Source organism: Citrobacter sp. R-1.5.2 (genome assembly GCF_035064245.1).
Classification (GTDB): Bacteria; Pseudomonadota; Gammaproteobacteria; order Enterobacterales; family Enterobacteriaceae; genus Citrobacter.
Window position 1 is genome coordinate 119,452 of record NZ_JASEYC010000008.1, and the last position, 21,691, is coordinate 141,142.

17 protein-coding genes, 1 tRNA gene and 2 pseudogenes are annotated in these 21,691 nt (G+C 48.7%); 6 read left to right on the plus strand and 14 right to left on the minus strand.

The genetic code is table 11. From position 1 onward, the window contains the following. Positions 1 to 4: 4 nt before the first annotated feature. The 5 genes from QMN38_RS15735 to QMN38_RS15755 all read right to left on the minus strand — a co-directional run bounded on the left by QMN38_RS15735 (position 5) and on the right by QMN38_RS15755 (position 7,217). A complete protein-coding gene (locus tag QMN38_RS15735) occupies positions 5 to 3,472 on the minus strand; it encodes an AIDA repeat-containing protein (RefSeq protein ID WP_075262209.1) in 3,468 nt (1,155 codons plus the stop codon). 60 nt (positions 3,473 to 3,532) lie between these two features. Further along, a complete protein-coding gene (locus tag QMN38_RS15740; RefSeq protein ID WP_001135318.1) occupies positions 3,533 to 4,216 on the minus strand; it encodes a helix-turn-helix transcriptional regulator in 684 nt (227 codons plus the stop codon). Between the two features lie 226 nt (positions 4,217 to 4,442). Then, positions 4,443 to 5,270 carry a DUF932 domain-containing protein gene (locus tag QMN38_RS15745; RefSeq protein WP_323605323.1) on the minus strand — a complete coding sequence of 276 codons (828 nt, stop codon included), beginning with the start codon at positions 5,268 to 5,270 and terminating at the stop codon, positions 4,443 to 4,445. Between the two features lie 91 nt (positions 5,271 to 5,361). Beyond that, positions 5,362 to 6,225: a GTPase family protein gene (locus QMN38_RS15750; RefSeq protein WP_048241903.1), complete on the minus strand. Its 864-nt coding sequence runs from the start codon at positions 6,223 to 6,225 to the stop codon at positions 5,362 to 5,364. Between the two features lie 98 nt (positions 6,226 to 6,323). Beyond that, complete coding sequence (locus QMN38_RS15755; protein ID WP_323605324.1) at positions 6,324 to 7,217, minus strand: hypothetical protein; 894 nt, start codon at positions 7,215 to 7,217, stop codon at positions 6,324 to 6,326. Positions 7,218 to 7,547: 330 nt separating this feature from the next. On the opposite strand from QMN38_RS15755, the gene QMN38_RS15760 reads away from it, so the two are divergent. The 4 genes from QMN38_RS15760 (at position 7,548) to QMN38_RS15775 (ending at position 10,317) form a co-directional block, all read left to right on the plus strand. Next, positions 7,548 to 8,123 (plus strand): rolling circle replication-associated protein, encoded by a 576-nt coding sequence (locus QMN38_RS15760; RefSeq protein WP_048241907.1) that lies wholly within the window; start codon positions 7,548 to 7,550, stop codon positions 8,121 to 8,123. Positions 8,124 to 8,254: 131 nt separating this feature from the next. Then, positions 8,255 to 8,461 (plus strand): helix-turn-helix transcriptional regulator, encoded by a 207-nt coding sequence (locus QMN38_RS15765; protein WP_048241909.1) that lies wholly within the window; start codon positions 8,255 to 8,257, stop codon positions 8,459 to 8,461. Positions 8,462 to 8,554: 93 nt separating this feature from the next. Beyond that, positions 8,555 to 8,680 (plus strand): hypothetical protein, encoded by a 126-nt coding sequence (locus QMN38_RS15770; protein WP_256473287.1) that lies wholly within the window; start codon positions 8,555 to 8,557, stop codon positions 8,678 to 8,680. Between the two features lie 212 nt (positions 8,681 to 8,892). Further along, a complete protein-coding gene (locus QMN38_RS15775) occupies positions 8,893 to 10,317 on the plus strand; it encodes a DNA cytosine methyltransferase (protein WP_048241911.1) in 1,425 nt (474 codons plus the stop codon). A gap of 45 nt (positions 10,318 to 10,362) precedes the next feature. Here the strand turns inward: QMN38_RS15775 and QMN38_RS15780 are convergent, their stop codons facing one another. The 9 genes and pseudogenes from QMN38_RS15780 to QMN38_RS15815 form a co-directional block, all read right to left on the minus strand. Beyond that, positions 10,363 to 11,571 (minus strand): type II restriction endonuclease, encoded by a 1,209-nt coding sequence (locus QMN38_RS15780; protein ID WP_048241913.1) that lies wholly within the window; start codon positions 11,569 to 11,571, stop codon positions 10,363 to 10,365. Between the two features lie 189 nt (positions 11,572 to 11,760). After that, positions 11,761 to 12,302, minus strand: a pseudogene (locus QMN38_RS15785) (helix-turn-helix domain-containing protein); the annotation flags it as partial. Between the two features lie 337 nt (positions 12,303 to 12,639). Continuing rightward, positions 12,640 to 13,413, minus strand: a complete 774-nt coding sequence (locus QMN38_RS15790) for a hypothetical protein (RefSeq protein ID WP_053071105.1) — start codon at positions 13,411 to 13,413, stop codon at positions 12,640 to 12,642. Continuing rightward, positions 13,403 to 13,840 carry a hypothetical protein gene (locus tag QMN38_RS15795; protein ID WP_048241915.1) on the minus strand — a complete coding sequence of 146 codons (438 nt, stop codon included), beginning with the start codon at positions 13,838 to 13,840 and terminating at the stop codon, positions 13,403 to 13,405. Before QMN38_RS15795 ends, QMN38_RS15790 begins: the two co-directional genes overlap by 11 nt. Next, positions 13,815 to 14,888 carry a hypothetical protein gene (locus QMN38_RS15800; protein WP_323605325.1) on the minus strand — a complete coding sequence of 358 codons (1,074 nt, stop codon included), beginning with the start codon at positions 14,886 to 14,888 and terminating at the stop codon, positions 13,815 to 13,817. The genes QMN38_RS15795 and QMN38_RS15800 overlap by 26 nt, the downstream gene beginning before the upstream one ends. Positions 14,889 to 15,187: 299 nt before the next feature. Continuing rightward, complete coding sequence (locus tag QMN38_RS27005) at positions 15,188 to 15,349, minus strand: integrase core domain-containing protein (RefSeq protein ID WP_416348265.1); 162 nt, start codon at positions 15,347 to 15,349, stop codon at positions 15,188 to 15,190. Positions 15,350 to 15,452: 103 nt separating this feature from the next. Continuing rightward, positions 15,453 to 15,683: pseudogene (locus QMN38_RS15805) on the minus strand (transposase); the annotation flags it as partial. A gap of 123 nt (positions 15,684 to 15,806) precedes the next feature. Continuing rightward, positions 15,807 to 17,003 (minus strand): tyrosine-type recombinase/integrase, encoded by a 1,197-nt coding sequence (locus tag QMN38_RS15810; RefSeq protein WP_323605326.1) that lies wholly within the window; start codon positions 17,001 to 17,003, stop codon positions 15,807 to 15,809. Between the two features lie 298 nt (positions 17,004 to 17,301). Continuing rightward, positions 17,302 to 17,396: transfer RNA gene (locus QMN38_RS15815), tRNA-Sec, on the minus strand. A gap of 290 nt (positions 17,397 to 17,686) precedes the next feature. Between QMN38_RS15815 and QMN38_RS15820 the strand changes: the two genes are divergently transcribed. Together QMN38_RS15820 and yicI are read left to right on the plus strand one after the other, a co-directional pair. Next, on the plus strand, positions 17,687 to 19,060 hold the full coding sequence (locus tag QMN38_RS15820) for a glycoside-pentoside-hexuronide family transporter (RefSeq protein WP_271442004.1): 1,374 nt from the start codon (positions 17,687 to 17,689) through the stop codon (positions 19,058 to 19,060). 19 nt (positions 19,061 to 19,079) lie between these two features. Beyond that, the gene (gene yicI, locus QMN38_RS15825) at positions 19,080 to 21,401 is read left to right on the plus strand and encodes an alpha-xylosidase (RefSeq protein WP_323605327.1); all 2,322 of its coding nucleotides are present in this window, start codon (positions 19,080 to 19,082) and stop codon (positions 21,399 to 21,401) included. The last annotated feature ends 290 nt before the right edge of the window (positions 21,402 to 21,691 follow it).

Here is a 21,691-nt window from a genome sequence, read left to right on the forward strand (position 1 = left end):
ATTATCAGAAGGTGACTTTCAGTGTGGCCTGACCGTTGTAACCGTCAACGCTGTTACCGCTGACGCTGCGGGTATAACCGCCCTGCACGCCCAGTGTGACATTCTGCCGTACTCGTGCGTCAATACCCGCCTGCAGGTCAAGCGACGTGCCTTTCTGAGACGGGGTGAAGCTGACATTGCTGCCTGCAGTCGCCGTGCCCATGCTCATATCGCCATCGGAACTGAACGTGCGGATGACCGACGGACGTACCCACCAGTTCACCGGAAGCTCACTTGCGCTGCGCTTCATGCTGTCAGCAAACCCTGTGACCGCAGAGGTACCCTGACCGAAGTCCATTTCAGACGAACTGCCAAAACGGATACCGGCGCGGACATGCTGCGCACTGCCGTCACCAAAGTTCACGTAACCGCCGTTGTCATGCCCATCATCCAGAGACAGTCCTTGCCAGACGTACTGCAGTTGTGGCTCCAGCACCAATCCCTGACTGATGTTAAACGGTAGACCGGTTTCCACAGAGGCCAGCCAGCCAGTGCCGTCAGTATCAAAACGGTTATCCGAAGAGTTGGCTTTCAGGCTGTGACGGGAGCCTTGTGCCACGATATCTGCCCACAATCCACTGGCATCATGAACTGCTGTCAGATAGCCGCCGATGCTGTACACCGTGTCACGCACGCTGCCTGCCGCAGAGCGATCGTCGTTTTTCACATCCACCGACGATTGGCCTACTGCGCCATACAGACCAGTGGTTAGGGAAAGTGTACCGGTATCATGCTTGAACAAGTCACCACCAAGCTGCATAAAACCGTAGCTGCCGCTGCTTTCCGGGGTGTCGCCCTGTGCAATGCCGCCGTTACCATCACGCCCGGTATGCCCGCCCTGAATACGTCCCCAGATCCCTTGGTCGTTCACGGCGCTGCTGCGCTGACTGTATGTTCCCGCCAATGCACGGTCGTAATCCATACTCTGCGCAAACAAAGAGGCGTACAGCGCCACTTCGGCACGGTAACCCGCTTCACTGGTGAGGTACCAGTTTTCATCGGCACTGCCGTGGCTCAGGGTGTAGTTGTACGCCCCGGCCTGCAATTTGCGGCCCAGCGCAAAGGCTCCGGCTTCAGTGGTGGCTCCGTTAATCGCATCCACCACTTTGATGCCGTTGCCGGTTGTTGCTAGGCCCAGCCCTGCATCACCGGTATGGGTGAAGTTCAGCCAAGTTTTGCCGGTTGCCTGTCCGCCGTCAATGACCAGCATATCGGTCGGGAAGGCCGGGTCATCAAGACGAATCGACATGTTGATGGTGCCGTTACGGCCCGTCAGATTGGTGACCGTCAGTGTTTCCGGGACAAATTGACTACCGGTGGCTGGAGTAAAACTGATGGTTCCGGCGTTATCGAGGTTATCGAGCACCGATTTCACTGCCGCCCCACGCTGAATATTCCAGCTGGCAGCGCTGTCGAGGGTGACGTCAGTCGGGTCAATCGCGCCGTTCATCACCGAGTTGCCAGTCAGGCGCACTTGGGTACCAGACTGTGCGATGATATCGCTGTTGATGATCGCATTGTTCAGCGCCAGCGTTCCCTGATTCAGGGTTACCTGTGACTGAGACAACGTGCCATTGCTGACCGTCAGGGTACCGTTACCCTCTTTGAGTAATTGCCCGTCACCACTTACCGAACCGCTGATGGCTGCGTTACCGTTGCTGAAGTGCAGTTGTCCGCTATTGGTGGCACTCCCTGTCAGCGATGCACCGTCGCCAAATGTGGTGGTACCAGTAAGCGTGCCACCTTGGGCCACATTCAGTGTACTGCCTGCACCCACTGTGGTGTTATCCGCACTGCCGTTACCCAGTACCGTGAACTGACTGCCGTTATCAAGACGCAGGTTGCTGGCCTTACCGGTTGCGCCGTCAATGCCGAATGCGCCGGTGGTGTTCGTACCGCTGACCGTTGCACCGGTATCGGCAATCAGCACACCGCCGTCATGCATTACGATGTTCTGCGCCTTACCACCGGTCGCGACGGCCAGAATACTGCCCTGATTAACCGTAGTGGTATCGGCGATGCCATTGCCTAGTACATCAAGACGCCCGCCGTTTTCCAGCAGGACATTGGTAGCGATATGCGTGGTGCCATCAATGAAGAAATCCCCAAGACTGTTCGTCCCGGTAACCGTGGAATCGGTGGTCGCCCATAATGCACCGCCCTGTTTGATGACCACATCCGTCGCGGAAGTGCCCGCATCCACCGACAATATGCCATCCGCTTCCACTGTGACGTTATTCGCCGACCCGGCCACTGCCGTTTTCCCGGCAACAGGTTCATCCTGCCAGATGGACACTTCCAGCCGACCACCACGATTCACGACCGAGCCGATAGCTGTACCACCGGCAAAAACCGACTGTACCCCGCCATTATTGATGGTGGTATTTTCCGCACGTCCACCATCCACCATCTGATACGACAGGTCGGTCAGCAATTCGCCGGAGGGTGAATCATCACCGATAGTGGTGTTCAGGGCAGAGCCACCAGCCTGCACACTCTGCGAGGATGCGCTGTTGCCGTTTGCCACCTCGGTGCCAGTACCATTAAGGATAGTGGTATCCGTTGCCGTCGCTCCGTTCTTCACCACCTGCCAGCCGTTCTGGCTAATCACTGTACCTTCGGCGCTGGCACCTTCATGAACGTACTGGAAGCCACCTTCCAGCAGGGTATTAATTGCCGAACCGTGCACACTCTGGTCGCCGTCCGCTTTAATCACTGTGCTGGTAGCGAGGCCACCAGCGGCAATAATCTGACGACCATCGTTATTAATGGTGGTATCAGTTGCGGTACCGGCAACCCACTGCCCGTCGTTGTTCTCTGCATCGGGACCACCCTGTGCTCCGGTATTCACCACACTACCGGTAGCCTGCGCTCCAGCTTTTACCAGCTGAGCCCCGTCTTTATTAATGATCGTGCCGGAGGTAATACCGCCGCTGTGTACCCACTGTGTACCACCGTCAAGCGTGGTATCTGAAGCTTGACCATGCACGCTCTGACCACCACCGCTGTTGACTGTGGTGTCTGTGGCGCTGCCGCCAGCCAGTACACCCTGCAGCCCGCTATTATTAATGGTGGTCTGGTTTGCCACGCCCCCCGTCTGTACCCACTGACCACCGCTGTTGTCATCATTATCAGCACCGAACTCCAGGCCTGTGTTGATGACTGTGTTGTTTGTCTTACCGAAAACGATCTGTGAGTCGTGATTGCCGATCACCGCACCATTGACTACCTCACCGGCCGCTACCGTACGGGTGTTTCCCGGCGCATCATCAGCCAGTGCCGCAGGGCTTGCCACCAGTCCGGCAACTGCCAGCGCGAGAACAGCAGTGCTGCGCTTTCCTTTTGCTTTTGCCAATTCTGAGACAACAACAAATGCTCCCAAAACTTCGTTCCATACCAGCCGGTAGCTGGTGTTCAGGTTTCGCTTCATCATAAATACCTTGTTGTGTGTAGAATTTCCCCTAAAAGGGTATCGGCAAGAAGCTGATTTCCTTTAGGTTGTAGTTATGTTGGTGATTGCCTGTTGAATAAACTGAAAATGCGGCAGTGCTCGGATAAAACTTAAATCTTCTGTCAGTCGGTAAAAGCGCTCGTTGCGTTTAAAACTCTCAGTGAGGGGCTGCACAAGGTGAATATCACTGAGCGAAAACACCACCGGACGGTCGTGATGCTCCGCAACCAAGTACCAGTGGCTCTGCTGGGCAATCAGCCTGTAAGGGGCCAGTCTTTCGCAACGATTTCCGTCAGTCAGCAACGTGACGCGCTGGCAGGTGGTAATAGCCTGTACCAGCCGGTAAAAGGACAGCTGGGTCGCAGGTGAGCCCACAGAAACCGCATCTCCGGTCAGGCAGGGGGCACCCTCGCAGTTCAGCAGCAGGCTCACCAGCCGACGGTCCAGCCCCGGAAAGAGGCCGGCGATGCCGGTACGGTGGGCAAACGTCAGGACATCCAGCTCGCCCTGCGGCCCGGCCCCTGTCCGTAGGCGATAGCAGCCCTGATGGCATTCGAGATCCAGATAAATCAGCCGTTCACGAAAGTCTCTGTAGAGGGTGCGGACTGACACGTCAAACTCGGTCGCGAGCTTTTGCATATCCAGCGTTTCACCCGCTACGAGGCGGCTGATAATCAACGACAGCCTGACCGCCAGTCTGTCGTAGCGACGCTCTGTCGGTGGCATGATGGTTCCTCCGTGCAGGTTAACCGGTTGAAAGACATGAGATTCTAAAGGAGGGGGTTGTCAGGATATGTCTGTTGGAGCCGCTATTTTGAGGGAGGCCTGAAGCCTGAATCTGTCAGGCCTGCGCCATTTTTCGGTGAAATACTCGGCAAAAATTCCCACCAAAAATGACAGGGAGTGTCATTTATTAACACCGCCGTAACGTTATCTGATGCAAAGTGTGAACTCACGCAGGCCGAAAACCACTGAGCATCGCTTCCGCCATCACCCACAGTGCCCGGTTAAGCTTCACATCACCGTCTATGCCCCGCACGGCACGGGTATGCGTGCGCCCGCCTTTTGCGCTACGACCACTGAGCCCGCCCTTAATCAGGTTCTCCTGAATACGCTGGTACGTGGTCCACAGGTCGTTACTCTCATCCTGCCAGCGGCGCGGGGAGAGCACCTGTGACGGCGCAACCGGCTGGTGGTCCTCCCCGAACCGGTACGTTAGTGCAGCCTGTGCCAGTGCCTGTTGCGCAGGAGGCTGCAACAGCAACGACTGCATCGCATCCCGCTTCTCCTCCACACGGTCAAAAATGCCCAGTACCTCATACGCGCCTTCAATTACCTGACTCACCACGTCCCCCTGGTGCGGCACCCGCACCTCGCCAAACGACTCACCACAGACGAGCCCGTTCTGACAAACTGCGCGAAATAGTCCCGGCAACATCTGGTACGAACTGGTGCCATCATGTGAATTCAGCAAAATGATTTCCGGCACCTGCTTACCGGTAATCTGCCCCTCCCGACGAAGGCGCAGCATATGCTTTGTATGTTCACGACGACCCGGGTCACGCACGCGGGTCTGACAGGCAAAGAATGGCTGGAAGCCTTCTCGCTGTAGGCTGTCGAGCAGGGAGATGGTGGGTATATAGGTATAACGCTCACTACGGGACTCGTGTTTGTCCTCACTGAATACACTGGGCACTACGCGAAACAGCTCTTCACGGGTTAACGGACGGTCGCGACGGATAAGGTTTGCTGCGCCAAAGCGCGAAGCCAGACGGGTCATAAGCAGACTCCTCATAATGGGAAAACAAATAAAAGAAATCCCCGTCGCATCGGCGACAGGGGCAGGGAAGTAACAGGGATGGGTTAAATACTCAGAAGAAGAAATCCCAGACGGCACGGGCCACTGACACCACGGTGGTGCGCACGGCCTGAATGACGGCCCGCACCGGGGCGGGTATCAGGGGAAAGGCACTGATGCTATCGAGTACGGCCCCGACGGTTTCACCAAAATCGCTACGAGCCTGTTCCCGGACTACCGTCGTGCGAAAGGAAGGATGGAGTTGCGACACCACCGGGCTGGTGGCCTCACGTGGCAGGCACTTAATCATCCGCTCGGCCATCACCTTAAGCCCCCATTGTAGACGGACCGACACAGCACACACCGGATGGACGGGCTGGAACAGCTCATGCAGCAGGCAGATTTTGCGGCTGATATTCTGCTTCTGCGCCGTGGACAACTGTCCCCCACCGCTGGTAGGTTCGGCCTTATCCGACTGGCTGATAACAAACAGCACCTTATGCCGGTATACCTCTCCAATCACCTGATGATAAAAATGTTCATCCACCGTCAGCGCCCGGTCATCGGCCTTAATCAGCCACAGTACCAGGTCGAGGCGAGGAAGCTGTTCGCGGTACAGCGCAGCATACTCGGTATCGCGAGCGCCACTTTCGCCCACGCCGGGCAGATCCATCAGCGTTATATAGCGGTCACCGACTTGCAGGCGAAAGCGCAGTGGCTCACGTGTACAGGCCGCCACCTCGCTGACGGGTGATACCTCACTGGCAAACAGTGCATTACACAGGCTGGATTTCCCGGCTCCGGATTTACCCATAATGCCGATCACTGGCTCGTAATGGGTTAACTGATTTATCTGCTGCAGTATGCGTTCAGACACCCATTGCGGCAGGCTGGAAAGCGAATGATTTAATGACTGCAAACCTTGCTGGTTATTCATGACGACTCCTGCAATAAATAAAACTAGAAACGGCAGGACCGTAAAGTTCTGCCGTTATGCTGGTATGTTCATGAGAGTAATATATGTCTAACTTAGTTTTAATTCTTAAACCTTTTCTCTTTCCATGCAAGATTGATAGCATACTCAATAACCCGAGAGTTAGATATCCCCTCAGAGATGGAAATATCCCGTATTTTGTCATGGGTTTCTTCAGAGACATTCACATTAAGCACTTTGAGATTTCCTGTCCTTTTCTTAATCCTTGATTTTTGAGTGCTTAGTGCACTTTTAAACCTTGTTAGAAAAAGCTTTTTATCAGCGTCACTGTTTTCATACCACGAGAACCAAGTGAAATAGGATGCATAACAAAATGCGAGTTTCTCCTCCATGCTTTCCCCTACTGGATATTCGCTCAGAGCCACCTTATTTTCCCGCAGGTAAGTGATTAGCCATTTAAGGGGCACACCGGTACTACCATTGACATCATTAAAAATATTTTGCCCCACAATCATATCGCTCCATTCACGATGAGATTTAATTATGTACTCTCTCATGCTTAGTGTAGGAGTAAGTTTTCGTACAATTTCTTTCAGGTAGTTAACCCTGGCATTATGCTCTGGGGGTAGCAATTTCCCAGACACTTTAAAATTATAAGTACAAAAAATTTCAGTAAATATATCACTAGAAGTTTTGGGCATGCTTACTGATAATTCAGTTTTAACAAGAAACCAATAACTGGCTCTAGGGTCACAAACAAACCACTCTAATTCGTCTGGTAAAGGGCTGGAGTTTTTCACGATAGCATAGGCATTATTTATTAAAGAATCAGCGCCTTGTTCATCAAATTCATTATGTACCAAAAACTGCCGAACACTCTCTTCATAACCCTTTACGTTAATTTCCCCTGCATCAGGTGAGTAATCTACACCCAAAGTCTTTAAGGCAGAATACAACATATTAACTTCATGTTTATCATCAAAAAACTGAACCATAACCCCCACCAATAATCACTACGTGATTTCATGCATAAAGGTTGTCATTTTATTAAAGTAAATTATTCATTATCAATATATATCATGTACATAGAGACAAAAAATCACCATTTTGTGTTACTCGTCACCTTTACCAGCCCAGAACTCTGATTCGCCTGAAGCAAAACCGTTAGGTTAGAACCATGATTAAGTTGGTGGTTTTTATTTGATTGTACTTTCAAATAATTAAGGTTAATTAATATAATTAATAAGAGCTCCATCTTAGATACCCACAGATATAAAAATACAACACATCCCCTTCCTCTGAACCATAACCTCAGAGGAAACAATATGAACGATAACTATCCATATATTGCAAAATATAAAATGGACTGGTTTTTACATAGTCTGATAAATCACCATCTGAACAAAGTCATTGAACGCTATTCAAAGATTCTCGGTATTCGACTGGACTTTTCGTACAACCAGAACTCAGAACGTTACAAAAAGGAGTACAGTTGTCTTCAGGAGGATCTTCGAAAGCTATTTTGGCAAGTTGAACAGGAACATGGTGTAGCTGGATTTTTCTGGGTGATTGAATATGGTCAGGACAGTAGGTTTCATTCTCACTCGGTGGTGTATCTGGATGGGCAAAAAATACGTAAAGCATTTCCGATAGCAGAACGCATAGGTGCTTTGTGGAAGGAAATAACGCAAGGGGAAGGTAAATATCATCGATGTGAATATAAGGAGAGTTATAAAGCTGATATCAACAAAACTATTAACCATCGGGATACCGATTATATCCATGGCTTGAGATATATCATCAGCTACCTTGCCAAGCAGGAACAAAAGAATGGCATGAATATTTACGCCTGTAATGAGGTACCGCCACCAAGCGGGTTAGGCCGCCCAAGAAACGTGTAAACGAAGTATTCAATGCAGGAGATTATCACCCCTGCATATTTTTACAACAGAAACCATTGATGTGGAGGAGCTGGCAGTAAATCAGTTTACTAACAGCTCCGGTTATTAATCCTTAACCGGAACACATCACTATGTATACAAAACCTACACTACTTGAAGATCAATTCATTGATATGAAATTCATTACCCAGCTCACTGGTCTGAGCGATAAATGGTTCTATAAACTGATACAGGACGGGATGTTTCCAAAACCAATTAAGTTGGGTAGGGCATCTCGCTGGCTTAAAAGTGATCTTGAAGAATGGTTATATTGTCGTATTAACGAATCGAGGAACTAATTGTTTCTTATTGAAACCTGGGTTGAAAATTAAATATTAAATATTAAATGTTAATGCACTGGGTACCGCCTCTTCATGTAAGGCTTACCCTGCATGCACGGATCTACCATCTTTGGAATGCCCTTTATCGCTCTCGACGGTAATGGCCGTCTGATTGGTGCCAGAACGGTATATACATCTCACGATGATCTGCCGTCTTTGCAATACCATCCTGAGTAAGACACGCAACGCTCATAGTTTGCACATACAGAATCGTGATTTAACACCATCATCTGCACCATATCGCTATAGTAGGCTGTTTGCCTTATGCGTAGCGCTTTCAGGAATTGACAACGATTAACAACAAGCACTGTTTAAATATCCAGACAAAAATATTTCCTCTGGGTCAAATGAGTGATAGAGTTTCACCTATAAGACCCAATGGAGGTGATATGTCTGAATTTGAATTACTGGCGCAGGATTTGCTTGAGAAAGCAGAAGCAGAAGAAAAACAGCGACAGGAAAATGATAAGAAACTGATTGAGCAGGTACTGGAAATCTATGACCAGAAGTACGTGGCTGAGTTATTGAGGAAAGTTGGCAAAAATGATTGGACTCGGGAAACAATTAACCGCTGGATTAATGGCAAATGCCCCCCTAAGTCGCTGACTTCAGCAGAAGTAGAGCTTCTTCGTAAAATGCTGCCGGAACCGTCTGTACATCATCCAGACTATGCGTTCCGCTTCATTGACCTGTTTGCTGGCATTGGTGGTATTAGAAATGGTTTTGAGGCTATCGGTGGTCAGTGCGTTTTTACCAGCGAATGGAATAAAGAAGCTGTGCGCACCTATAAAGCCAACTGGTTTAATGATGAACACGCACACAAATTCAATCTAGATATCCGGGAAGTCACTCTTAGTGACAAACCTGAAGTGTCGGAAACCGACGCCTATGCCTTCATTGATGAGCATGTGCCGGATCATGATGTGCTTCTGGCAGGTTTTCCCTGCCAGCCGTTCAGCCTTGCTGGCGTGAGCAAAAAAAACTCACTTGGCCGTGCGCATGGTTTTGAATGTGAGGCACAGGGAACGCTTTTCTTTGATGTGGCACGTATTATCAGGGCCAAAAAGCCAGCCATCTTTGTGCTGGAAAACGTGAAAAATCTTAAGAGTCATGACAAAGGTAAAACCTTTAAAGTAATCATGGAGACGCTCGACGAGCTGGGCTATGAAGTTGCAGATGCGGCTGATGTGGGAAAAAGCGATCCTAAGGTCATCGATGGAAAACATTTCCTGCCCCAGCACCGTGAACGTATCGTTCTGGTCGGTTTCCGCCGCGACTTGAATATTCACAATGGCTTTACCCTGCGCGACGTGAGTCGTTTTTATCCGGATCGACGACCGTTATTTCGCGAGCTTCTGGAACCAGTCGTTGACAGTAAATATATCCTGACGCCCAAACTCTGGGAATATCTCTACAACTATGCAAAAAAGCATGCGGCTAAAGGGAATGGCTTCGGTTTTGGCCTCGTTAATCCTGAAAATAAGGAAAGTGTTGCCCGTACGCTTTCTGCCCGCTATCACAAAGACGGATCCGAAATTCTGGTAGATCGTGGCTGGGATATGGCCGCAGGTGAAGCCGACTTTCTAAATGAAGAAAACCAGGCTCGTCGTCCGCGCAGGCTCACCCCTCGTGAGTGCGCACGCTTGATGGGCTTTGAAAAGCCAGACGGTAAACCCTTCCGTATTCCGGTTTCCGACACGCAGTCATACCGGCAGTTCGGTAACTCCGTGGTGGTACCGGTGTTTGAAGCTGTTGCTAGACTGCTGGAACCTTACATCCTGAAAGCTGTTTCTGCCGATGCTAAAAAGGTTTAACTACCACTACCTGGCATGTTGTTGCATGTTCATGCCAGGTAGTGCCTACGTCAGCTCTGCATAGAGCCCAGTAAGTTCCGCAATAAACGCTCCCAACGTCATCAATTCTTCTCTAACCGCTTCTGGATATTTTTTGTGTAACGACGATGGCACAACCAGCCTGACCCCTGCATCCTGCATTTCTCTATATTGAGTCTGAGAAACCCCTTCCTGTAGCGTAAACAGGTGCACTTGCGAGATTTTATCTGCTTCGTTCAGTATCTGGCGCCAGCGGTCTTTACAGGTTGTCTTCACGGCTAGCATACGCAGATTTTCTTCAGGAAACTCTACATCATGGTAAGCCTCCGCAGACGGAAACAAAAAGTCAGGCTTTTTATTACCTTCAGTGACTGCCTGCGTAGCGAAGTGCCGCAGACCATGCTCAACGAAAAGGTGTTCAAGATGCAGTTCTAATGACTTTCCTGCCCTGGATTTACGACGATTACTGACAGAGTTGGCCAGCGCAATAAACTCATCCACAGAACCAAATCCCTTTCGGATGATGTCCAGTACATGTAATTCCTCAATCAGCAAAAAGATATCGTACTCGACTCGCCGACGGTCAATAAGCTGTTCATCCGGATCGTCGGCGTTTTTCACGTAATGGCCAGCGGCATACTGAATTATTTCACTTCCTGTCGGAAAACGCCTTTTCCAGTCTTCAGGGATAGCATATTTGTGATTCACAGGTGCATTCTGAAGAGATAGACCTCCGAGAATTTCTCCTGCAGGCCCGGATATCAGCGTTCCGGGAATAATTTCACCGATAGCGGACTCGATAATATCCTCTTCATCAGGGCTGACGCAGACCCAGATTTCCACAGACGAACAATCGCCTCTCTGTTCATCGAGCTTAAAGGCCAAGATCGTCAGGGCTCCAGTATTTTCAGGATCCTGCAGTGGGCTGCCTCTTCCCCAGCGTGTGATACGCTTTTCATTCCGGGTCCCGCCAAAAAAACGGTTGTTGTAATAGATGGCCCGTGCCTCACTATCAGGACACTGGTGTGAGAAAACATGCGCAGTGAGATGGGTTGAAGGGTTCAGCTCATGTGTATGGTTGATGGATGGAAGCAACTTTTCAACAATGCCTGAAGGGATATAAAGCCCGACCTGATGACCGCCAGTTGCTCCAGTATCATTGGCGGACAGCCGTTTGATGTAGACAAAATTATTTCCGCCTGCGATCCCAGACAGCCAGTTATGAAAAGCCAACATAAACATCCCTCCGTTGCCCTGATATTCCACTCTCCATTTTTCCATAGTTATACAAAAGCAGCCAGTATGGTTTTTTCAAGTCAACATACTGATATTACTAACTGACAGTTGTATCTAATCCTAAATAACTGATCCGAATACCGCTACACTTTTGACTGCCCATGTTTACCTCCGGGGAATGAGCTGATGGTTTTCGTAAAACACGGGTTTTTCCGCACTACATTTTTCCAGCGCTCCATTGATAGCCGCCATCTTCTCATCTTTATGTGGATCACGGATATGCAGTGTGGGAGCGGCCCTGCACCATACCAGCTCTGCGCAAGGTAACCAGCGGCCAACCGTTGAAGCATGTAACTGACAGCCTGTTATCTCGTTGATTTTTATTGCCAGAAGTTCCGTACTCCAGCGTGAGCGCTGGTATCCGAAGTTATCAGGAGAACGTTTTACGAGCTGACGTAACAATAAGCAAATCTGTTCAAACGGCCAGCGACGCTCACGACCCGGAGGCAGGGATTTCAGGCCTTCCGCACCATACAGGGTAAACCAGTTAATCCAGCGCCCCACAGATGAACGGGCGCAGCAGAGGGTTCTGGCAACGTCGCTGACGCAGCGGCCCGATGCAGCATCAGCATGGCGGTCAGTCTGCGGGCATGGTTCTTGTCGTGTGTTCTGTGGATTGTTTTCTGCATCAGGCGTCGTTCAGTACGGGGTATTGGTGCTATGATCGGCATCGCTCAGTCCGGTTGTTGGTTTGTGATGTTTGGCGATTGATCAGAGCGCACAATCCGGGCTGAGTTCCCTTTATGTGATCTAATATTTAGAACAGTTATTTAGGGGAGGTCACTGGATACTTACATATGGCGCTACTTAATGTTAATGTATGCCTTGAAAAATGCATCCGAAAGGTCATTTTGTAATTTTATGGTGGCAAAAAAATAAAAACTATAGAGGGATGATTGATTGATGTCGGTGGAAATAGTACTCGACAAGTATTGTAATTAGATGAGGGGTGTTGCAAAAACATTAATTTATTATTTGCAAGCTATTTTCCTGCTATTGTTAGTTGGTTTAATCAAAATCAATAAAAAGTTTGAGGCTTTCAAATAAACTAGTTAAGTCGGATGTGCTGAAATCTTTATCATCCCATTTCTGGCAATAGCCTCTAAGGGTATTTTTCGCTTGACCTAATTTTAAAGATTGATTTTTAACTCCACTTTTGTCCACTGGGTTATGGTTTAAATCTGCATAAAACATTCTAATTTCTACTGGTTTACCACAGGGTTTGATTACAGATAAGTCATGGAAATAATTGTCATTTTTTTTAAAATCTTGCTTTTGTAAGTGACCGATCAATGGAGTGACTTCATCTAAAATCCCCTGTTTAACGCAATAATTTATCCATTCCTGATGGTATAGATATTTTAACCAGGCATTGAATAATGTGTGCGATTTCTTATTTTGAAAATATATAAGAAGACCTGCGTTCTTATCTCTCTTAATATATCTAGATAATAGTTGTAATAACCCTTCAAATATTTTGGTATTTGCATAACCTATTTTAGCCTCTCCAATCCATGTGAATGAGTTGTCTTTAGGCTTGACAGTGATATCTACAGAACCATTCTGCTTGGTTTGTTCGGTTGCATCATATCCTAGTTCACATAAGGTAAGAACTATAGCATTGGTTATTTTGTCCTCGTCATCACAGTAATATTTATCACTGCTTTTTTCGAGGCGCTCTATAATGCTGTGAATATCTTCATATAATTTTTCAATAAAAGAATTTTCACTCGAAAAGAATGTTCTGCTTACTAGGGAGGCTAGTTGTAATTTATTTTCCATTCTTAATTACACAATAAAATGATAAGTTATCAGGATCAAAATCTTCAATTTGAACACCATCTTTATCAACAGGTTCTATTTTCATCTCAATGTAACTTAAAAATTCTTCCTTTCTGATTTCAAGTTGTTGTCTTTCCTGATAATAACAATATTTAACATCAAATAACTTTGAATACCCGCCACTGAAGTATTGAACAACTTGATAAAGGTCGTCATCATTTTTGCAATGTGTAGCTTTACGTAAGGTTGCTGGCGTATAGATTTCAATTGAGGAATAATTTAGTTCTATATAATCTATCAAAGAATTATACATGGCAATCTTCTCGCCATTGGCGAGAAGGGAGCCGGAAGAAATATCATTGATTTTTCTTCTCTGTTCAGCTAGTAAAGATAACATTATATTATCTAGCTCTTTTGAGGATGTCATCTATCACCCCCATGTGTGGAACATTATCTGACTGCTGGGTCATAAAAAAACTCCCACAAAATTGCTTATTCATGTAGTTTTGGCGAGTTGTTTCAAACCCAATTTCGTTAAAATGCTCTTCGCTCCCTGTAGTGTAATCGAAGCGAACGCAAACGCAGTAAAACTCGATTGGCATATCAACATCAGTACCAGTTTCGGTTCTTACTATTTTTCTATATCGAGCATCATATTTTTTACCACTTCTACATCTAAAGTTCGCGTCTTCATCATTAATGGCATTTACAGCATCCGCTTGGACAACACGCCCGTAGTTCTTATCCTGATAGGCATTGTTAATAGCTTTATAAAAATTAACAGATGTAAGTTGAAGATTAATATCTTTCAGGTTTAGCAAAGCCAAAAATTCATATCTAATCTCTTCCATGGCTTTTGCTGCCGCCCTTGAGCCAAGCTTACGATCAATGCGATACTCAATTCGGCTCAGTGTATTGGGAATGAAGACTGTGTTGAAATATTGTTCGGAATAAGTTTCCCCAGCATATTTACCTTTAGGTATTTTTTTTATCTGCACATGGGCATAAATCAAGGCTATTCCATCTGACAATTTTTCAACTGCTGCTAGGTGATGCCCTGCATAAGCTGGAAGACCATTTTCTTCTGTTAACCTTGAAGGGAATACCTTACTAAATTCATTTTCACGCCCTGGTTCACTCATGAGCGTTATAAGATTCGAAAGTTTCCGTGTTTCGCTTCCTGTAGCGATCTCATCAATAGCATAGTAATGATTTGCGCCTGTTATTATTTTAATTGTTATGGCCTTTAGAGCTTGCAGGGTGGCATGTTTATTGCCTTGGGTTGGATTATCTAAAGTATTTCTAATGGACTCAATGGTTGTGTTCCAGCGAGAGGTTGCAACAAAGCCGTGACGCCCACCAACTAATGAAAAGTAGCCAAGCTGTTCTGTCTGCATTAGGCCTAACAAAATCAGTTCTTTTTCAATTGCTTGAATTGAATTTTGTGGCAAGACTCGTGTTGGTTGTACGGTCATGTTGCTCTCTGAAATTAATAATGTTTAACAACGAAAAGATATGATTGTGAAGATTTATTTATGATTTATAACACATTTGTGGCTTTTAGTTTTTAGAAAAATCTTAACTTCACTTATTATAAATCATTTTGAATCATTATCTTATCATACTGTGTTGATTTCTGATCTTGCTCAGTTCTGAGTATACTCAAACTGCATTAAGAACTACACACTTGGTTTTAGTAGCATCAACTATACTCGGCTCATTGAAAGTGACCCTGACCCGGATATGAGCCAGCCGTAATCAGGAATAACCGGCTTCATGTTGGCCGCATATTCTGGCAACCGGCAGACATCTCAGCAAATTCTGCTGGCGTCATCCTGCCCAGTGCAGAATGGGTACGCCTCTGATTATAGGGTATGCGACATGCATCGATTTTGCACCGTGCATCCTCCAGCGACATGAAGTAGTTCTCATTCAGGCACTCCTAGCGTAACCTGCCGTTGAATGACCCCACGGTGGCATTATCCGTTAACGCACCTGCCGCTCCCAGACTCATTCGCGCAGCCGTGCCAGCGTCAGGTTTTTTTTGCCAGCACGTCCTGCAGTATCACCTTGTCGAGGCTCAGATCGGCCATCAGTTTCTTCAGCCACAGGTTTTCCTCTTCCAGCTGGCGTACGTGCTTCATCTCAGAGGGTGAAATACCACCGTATTTCTTGAGCCACGTATAGAACGTCGCATCAGAAATGCCCAGCTTACGGCAGGCCTCAGGCACCGGCGTACCCAGTTCGGCCTGCTTCAGGGCTAAGACAATCTACTCTTCGGTGAATGGCGATTTTTCATCGGTACCACCTCCGTTCAGGGAGTAAAGATCATGCCAAGATTCTGTTTCAGAATGGCACTGGATTTTGCGTCAGGATCCACTCAAGACTATTAATTACGAGACATTTATTAACTTGGGTTTTCCAATTTTACTAATGTAATCCCCATACCACTGCATCATCTTCCGACGTCCATCCAGATACTGTGCATGGTTATATGTCCCACGAATTGCGTTCTTATCCACATGAGCAAGCTGCGTTTCGATCCACGCTGAGTTGAAGCCTTCTTCATGCAGAATGGTGCTCATCGTGTGGCGGAAACCGTGTCCCGTCAGCCTGCCTTTATATCCCAGCAATTCAATGACCTGGTTAATGCTTTCCTTACTAATTGGCTTGCGAGGATCGTTCCTACCGATAAAGACCAGTGGGTGGTGTTTTGAGATCGGCTCAAGCTGTTTAAACAGCTCAATGACCTGTTTTGAGAGCGGCACAATATGTGACCGCTTCATCTTCATCACTTCTGCTGGGATCTCCCATAATTTTGTCTCAAAATCGATATCCTCCCAGCGTGCGAAACGCAGTTCTTGCGTGCGAACACCGGTTAACATAATGATCTGAGTGGCAGTCTTAGTGATAATACTGCCGGTATAGCCTGCCAGATCGTTAAGGAAATAAGGAAGTTCATTGGCAGTAAGAAAGGGGAAATGCACTCTTTTCGGTGTTGCTAACGCGCTGGCAAGATCGGGAGCGGGGTTGTAGTCGGCCCTACCTGTGACAATTGCATAGCGGAACACCTCACCACAGCGTTGGCGGACCTTGCGCATTTTCTCCAGTGCTCCGCGTTTCTCCATTTTACGCAGTGTTTCCAGTAACTCCATTGGTTTGATTTCGGCAATAGGGCGCTTGCCAATGTAGGGAAAAATGTCTTTCTCAAAGGTATCGATGATTTCATCACGATATCGTAATGACCAGCGATCGGCTTTCGTCTGATGCCACTCTCGAGCAACAGCTTCGAAAGTGTTTTTCAGAGTCATTTGCTGGGCCACTTTCTCTTCTTTCTTTACCTCGCCCGGATCGCCTCCCGCAGCGAGAATTTTTCTGGCTTCACTGCGTTTTTCGCGCGCGTCGGCCAGTGAAACATCGGGATAAACGCCAATAGAAAGCATCTTTTCTTTACCAGCAAATCGGTACTTCATTCGCCAGTATTTGGAACCATTAGCGTTAATTAGTAGATACATACCGCCGCCATCAGCCAGCTTATAGGGCTTTTCTTTTGGCTTTGCGGTTTTCACTTTAACATCGGTTAGTGCCATGACATCCTCCGGCTTTTGATGAATCCATGCTCCTGAGGGGATTTCTGCCAGTAACTAACCCGATACCCCCAATGCACCCCTTTTATAACAAAGATGTTGTTAAAAGCCGTTGTTATGTATCACATTTATTCCATTATGGGGGTGCGGATATTTCAAGAGGAAATAACACCCCCTAAAGCACCCCCAAAAACAACTTGATACGGGTTGAAGTCGGTTGACCTCTGGATGCAAAGAAATCCTGATATACAAGGGATTCGAAGGGGTTTGTTGACTTCGGGAGAGTTCAGACGAGGTTAATTGGCGGAAGATCACAGGAGTCGAACCTGCCCGGGACCGCTGGCGGCCCCAACTGGATTTGAAGTCCAGCCACCTCACCGGAGATGACGATCTTCCGCGCCTCGATTGCTACATGGAGGCGGGGCGCATTATAGCTACTTCCTACGGTTTCCACACCCCCTCACTCACTTTTTTAACTTCCCTTTCTCCTTACCATGACCAGTTTCAAATAAATCTCTACAAAATCCATCGCTTACACTTCGACACATTTTTCGACGCTACCCCGATCACAGAAAATAAGAATCGTAATTTGATAACGAGATATCGCAATACCCGCGCTCACAGGGATGGTTTACAAGAACTGTAACCGGTATCAGTGCGTGTGAAAGTGCTAACAAGGATGAGTAATGAAAAGTGAGATTTTGTCCGTTAAAGAGAAGATTGGCTACGGCATGGGTGATGCCGCCAGCCACATTATCTTCGATAACGTCATGTTATATATGATGTTCTTCTATACCGATATTTTTGGTATTCCGGCCGGATTTGTCGGCACCATGTTCTTACTGGCCCGCGCGCTGGATGCCATCTCAGACCCTTGCATGGGACTGCTCGCCGACCGCACCCGTTCACGCTGGGGGAAATTCCGCCCGTGGGTGCTATTTGGTGCGCTGCCGTTTGGTCTGGTCTGTGTGCTCGCCTACAGCACGCCGGATCTCAGCCTGCACGGCAAAATGATTTATGCCGCAATCACCTACACGCTGCTGACCCTGCTTTATACCGTGGTGAACATTCCCTATTGTGCGCTGGGCGGCGTGATCACTAATGACCCCACGCAGCGCATCTCCCTACAGTCATGGCGCTTCGTGCTGGCGACGGCGGGCGGCATGCTCTCCACCGTGCTGATGATGCCGCTGGTTAATCTGATTGGCGGTGAAGATAAAGCGCTGGGCTTCCAGGGCGGGATTGCCGTGCTCTCGGTCGTGGCGTTCCTGATGCTGGCGTTTTGCTTCTTCACCACCAAAGAACGTGTGAAAGCGCCGCCGGGCAGCACTTCAATGCGTGAAGACCTGCGTGATATCTGGCAAAACGATCAATGGCGCATCGTCGGCCTGCTGACCATTCTCAACATCCTTGCCGTCTGCGTTCGCGGCGGGGCGATGATGTATTACGTCACCTGGATTCTGGGCAAGCCGGAAGTGTTTGTGGCCTTCCTCACCACCTATTGTGTCGGCAATCTGATCGGCTCTGCGCTGGCAAAACCGCTGACTGACTGGCAATGCAAAGTGAGTGTCTTCTGGTGGACGAATGCCCTGTTGGCGGTCATCAGCCTGGCAATGTTCTTCGTGCCGATGCACGCCAACCTCACCATGTTCGCTTTCATCTTCGTGATTGGCGTACTGCATCAACTCGTGACGCCAATCCAGTGGGTAATGATGTCCGACACCGTTGATTACGGCGAGTGGTGCAACGGAAAACGTCTGACGGGTATCAGCTTTGCGGGAACGCTGTTCGTGCTCAAGCTGGGCCTGGCGCTTGGCGGGGCGATGATCGGCTGGATGCTGGCGGGCGGCGGCTACGATGCCGCAGCGAAAACCCAAAATAGCGCCACCATTAGCATCATTATCGCATTGTTCACGATTGTCCCGGCCATTTGCTACCTGCTGAGTGCCGTGATTGCCAAACGTTTCTACACCCTGAAAACCCCGTATCTGACGGAAATTATGAGTCAGTTGGCTCAGGGCGCGCGCCGCAATCAGCAGGATTTTACGACGAAAGAATGACAGAACTAAGGAACTGACGATGAAAATTAGCGACGGAAACTGGCTGACGCAGCCTGGCCTGAATTTAACTCACCCGATTCAGGTGTTCGAGGTTGAACAGCAGGGTAACGAGATGATTGTCTACGTTGCGCCGCGCGATGTGCGTGAACGTACATGGCAACTGGATACTCCACTCTTCACCCTGCGCTTTTTCTCGCCGCAGGAAGGCGTGGTTGGGGTGCGTATGGAACACTTCCAGGGCGCGCTGGATACCGGCCCGCATTACCCGCTGAACGTGCTGCAGGACATCAGCGTCGAGATGCGAAACACCGCTGAATTTGTCGAACTGAAGAGCGGTAATTTGAGCGTGCGGGTCACTAAAGGCGAGTTCTGGTCGCTGGATTTCCTGCGTAACGGCGAACGTATTACCGGCAGCCAGCTGAAAAATAACGGCTATGTCCAGGACACCAACAGCGGGAAAAACTATATGTTTGAACGCCTGGATCTGGGCGTCGGTGAAACGGTGTACGGGCTGGGCGAGCGCTTTACTGCGCTGGTACGTAATGGTCAGACGGTGGAAACCTGGAACCGCGATGGCGGCACCAGTACTGAGCAGTCTTACAAGAACATCCCGTTTTATCTCACCAACCGCGGCTACGGCGTGCTGGTGAACCATCCGCAGTGTGTGTCGTTTGAAATTGGCTCTGAGAAAGTGTCGAAAGTGCAGTTCAGCGTTGAAAGCGAGTATCTGGAATATTTCGTCATCGACGGCCCAACGCCGAAAGCGGTGCTGGATCGCTATACCCGCTTTACCGGTCGTCCGGCGCTGCCGCCCGCCTGGTCGTTCGGCCTGTGGCTGACCACATCGTTCACCACCAATTATGATGAAGCGACGGTGAACAGCTTTATCGACGGTATGGCCGAACGCAACCTGCCGCTTCATGTCTTCCATTTTGACTGCTTCTGGATGAAGGCATTTCAGTGGTGTGATTTTGAGTGGGACCCGGCGACGTTCCCGGATCCGGAAGGGATGATCCGTCGCCTGAAAGAAAAAGGGTTAAAGGTCTGTGTGTGGATCAACCCGTACATTGGCCAGAAATCGCCGCTGTTCAACGAGCTGAAAGAGAAAGGCTATCTGCTTAAACGCCCTGATGGTTCTCTGTGGCAATGGGATAAGTGGCAGCCGGGGCTGGCGATTTATGATTTCACGAATCCTGCGGCCTGCGAGTGGTATGCCAACAAATTGAAAGGCCTGGTGGATATCGGCGTCGATTGCTTCAAAACGGATTTTGGCGAACGTATCCCAACGGATGTGCAGTGGTTTGACGGCGCTGACCCACAAAAAATGCATAACCATTATGCGTTCATCTACAACCAGTTGGTGTGGAACGTACTGAAAGAGACGGTGGGAGAAGAAGAGGCGGTACTTTTTGCCCGCTCTGCGTCTGTCGGTGCACAGCAGTTCCCGGTGCACTGGGGAGGTGATTGCTATGCCAACTACGAATCGATGGCGGAAAGTCTGCGCGGCGGCTTATCTATCGGCCTGTCGGGCTTTGGCTTCTGGAGCCACGATATTGGTGGTTTCGAGAATACTGCGCCAGCACATGTCTATAAACGCTGGTGTGCGTTTGGGCTGCTCTCCAGCCATAGTCGCCTGCACGGCAGCAAATCCTACCGCGTGCCGTGGGCGTACGATGATGAATCCTGCGATGTGGTGCGTTTCTTCACTGAGCAAAAATGCCGCATGATGCCGTACCTGTATCGTGAAGCGGTTCGCGCCAGTACCCATGGCACGCCAATGATGCGGGCGATGATGCTGGAGTTCCCGGACGATCCGGCGTGTGATTATCTTGACCGTCAGTACATGCTGGGTGATAGCGTGATGGTGGCACCGGTGTTCTCGGAAACCGGTGACGTGCAATTTTACCTGCCGGAAGGTGACTGGACGCACCTGTGGCGTAATGACGAGATAACAGGCAGTCGCTGGCATAAGCAGCGGCACGACTTCCTGAGCCTGCCGGTGTATGTGAGGGATAACACGCTGCTGGCGCTGGGGAACAATAATCAGAAGCCGGATTACGCCTGGCACGAAGGGACCGCGTTTCAGTTGTTCCATCTGCAGGAAGGGCGTGAAGCGCTCTGTGAAGTTCCGGCGTCTGACGGCTCGGTTATCTTCACGCTGAAGGTAGTACGAGTGGGCAATACGCTGACCGTGCAGGGTGTCGGTGAAGCGCGTAACTGGACGCTGTGTCTGCGTAATATTCCGCAGGTTAGCGATGTGCAGGGCGGTTCATCTGTGTGCAGCGCGTGGGGAACGGTGGTTACGCCTGGTGAGGAAGATATGTTGAAGATAACCCTATAAGCGCATGTGAATGTGGTGCCGGATGGCGACGCATTGCGTCTTATCCGGCCTACGGTGCGTACAGCGTTCCAGATCTGAAAAGAAAAAATATCCTGACTTAAATTTTTACCTATCCATATTTGCGATCGCTGTCACTCTAATACATGAAAAAAATGTGATCTGCGCTGTAAATATCTCACTATTCCCTTTTTTGTCTTATTTCTGTCCGGAATACAGGACACGATTTAGTATTGTTGCATCATCGTAGTCCTTTTATATTTATCATCACGGATTACACGTGGAGCATAAAT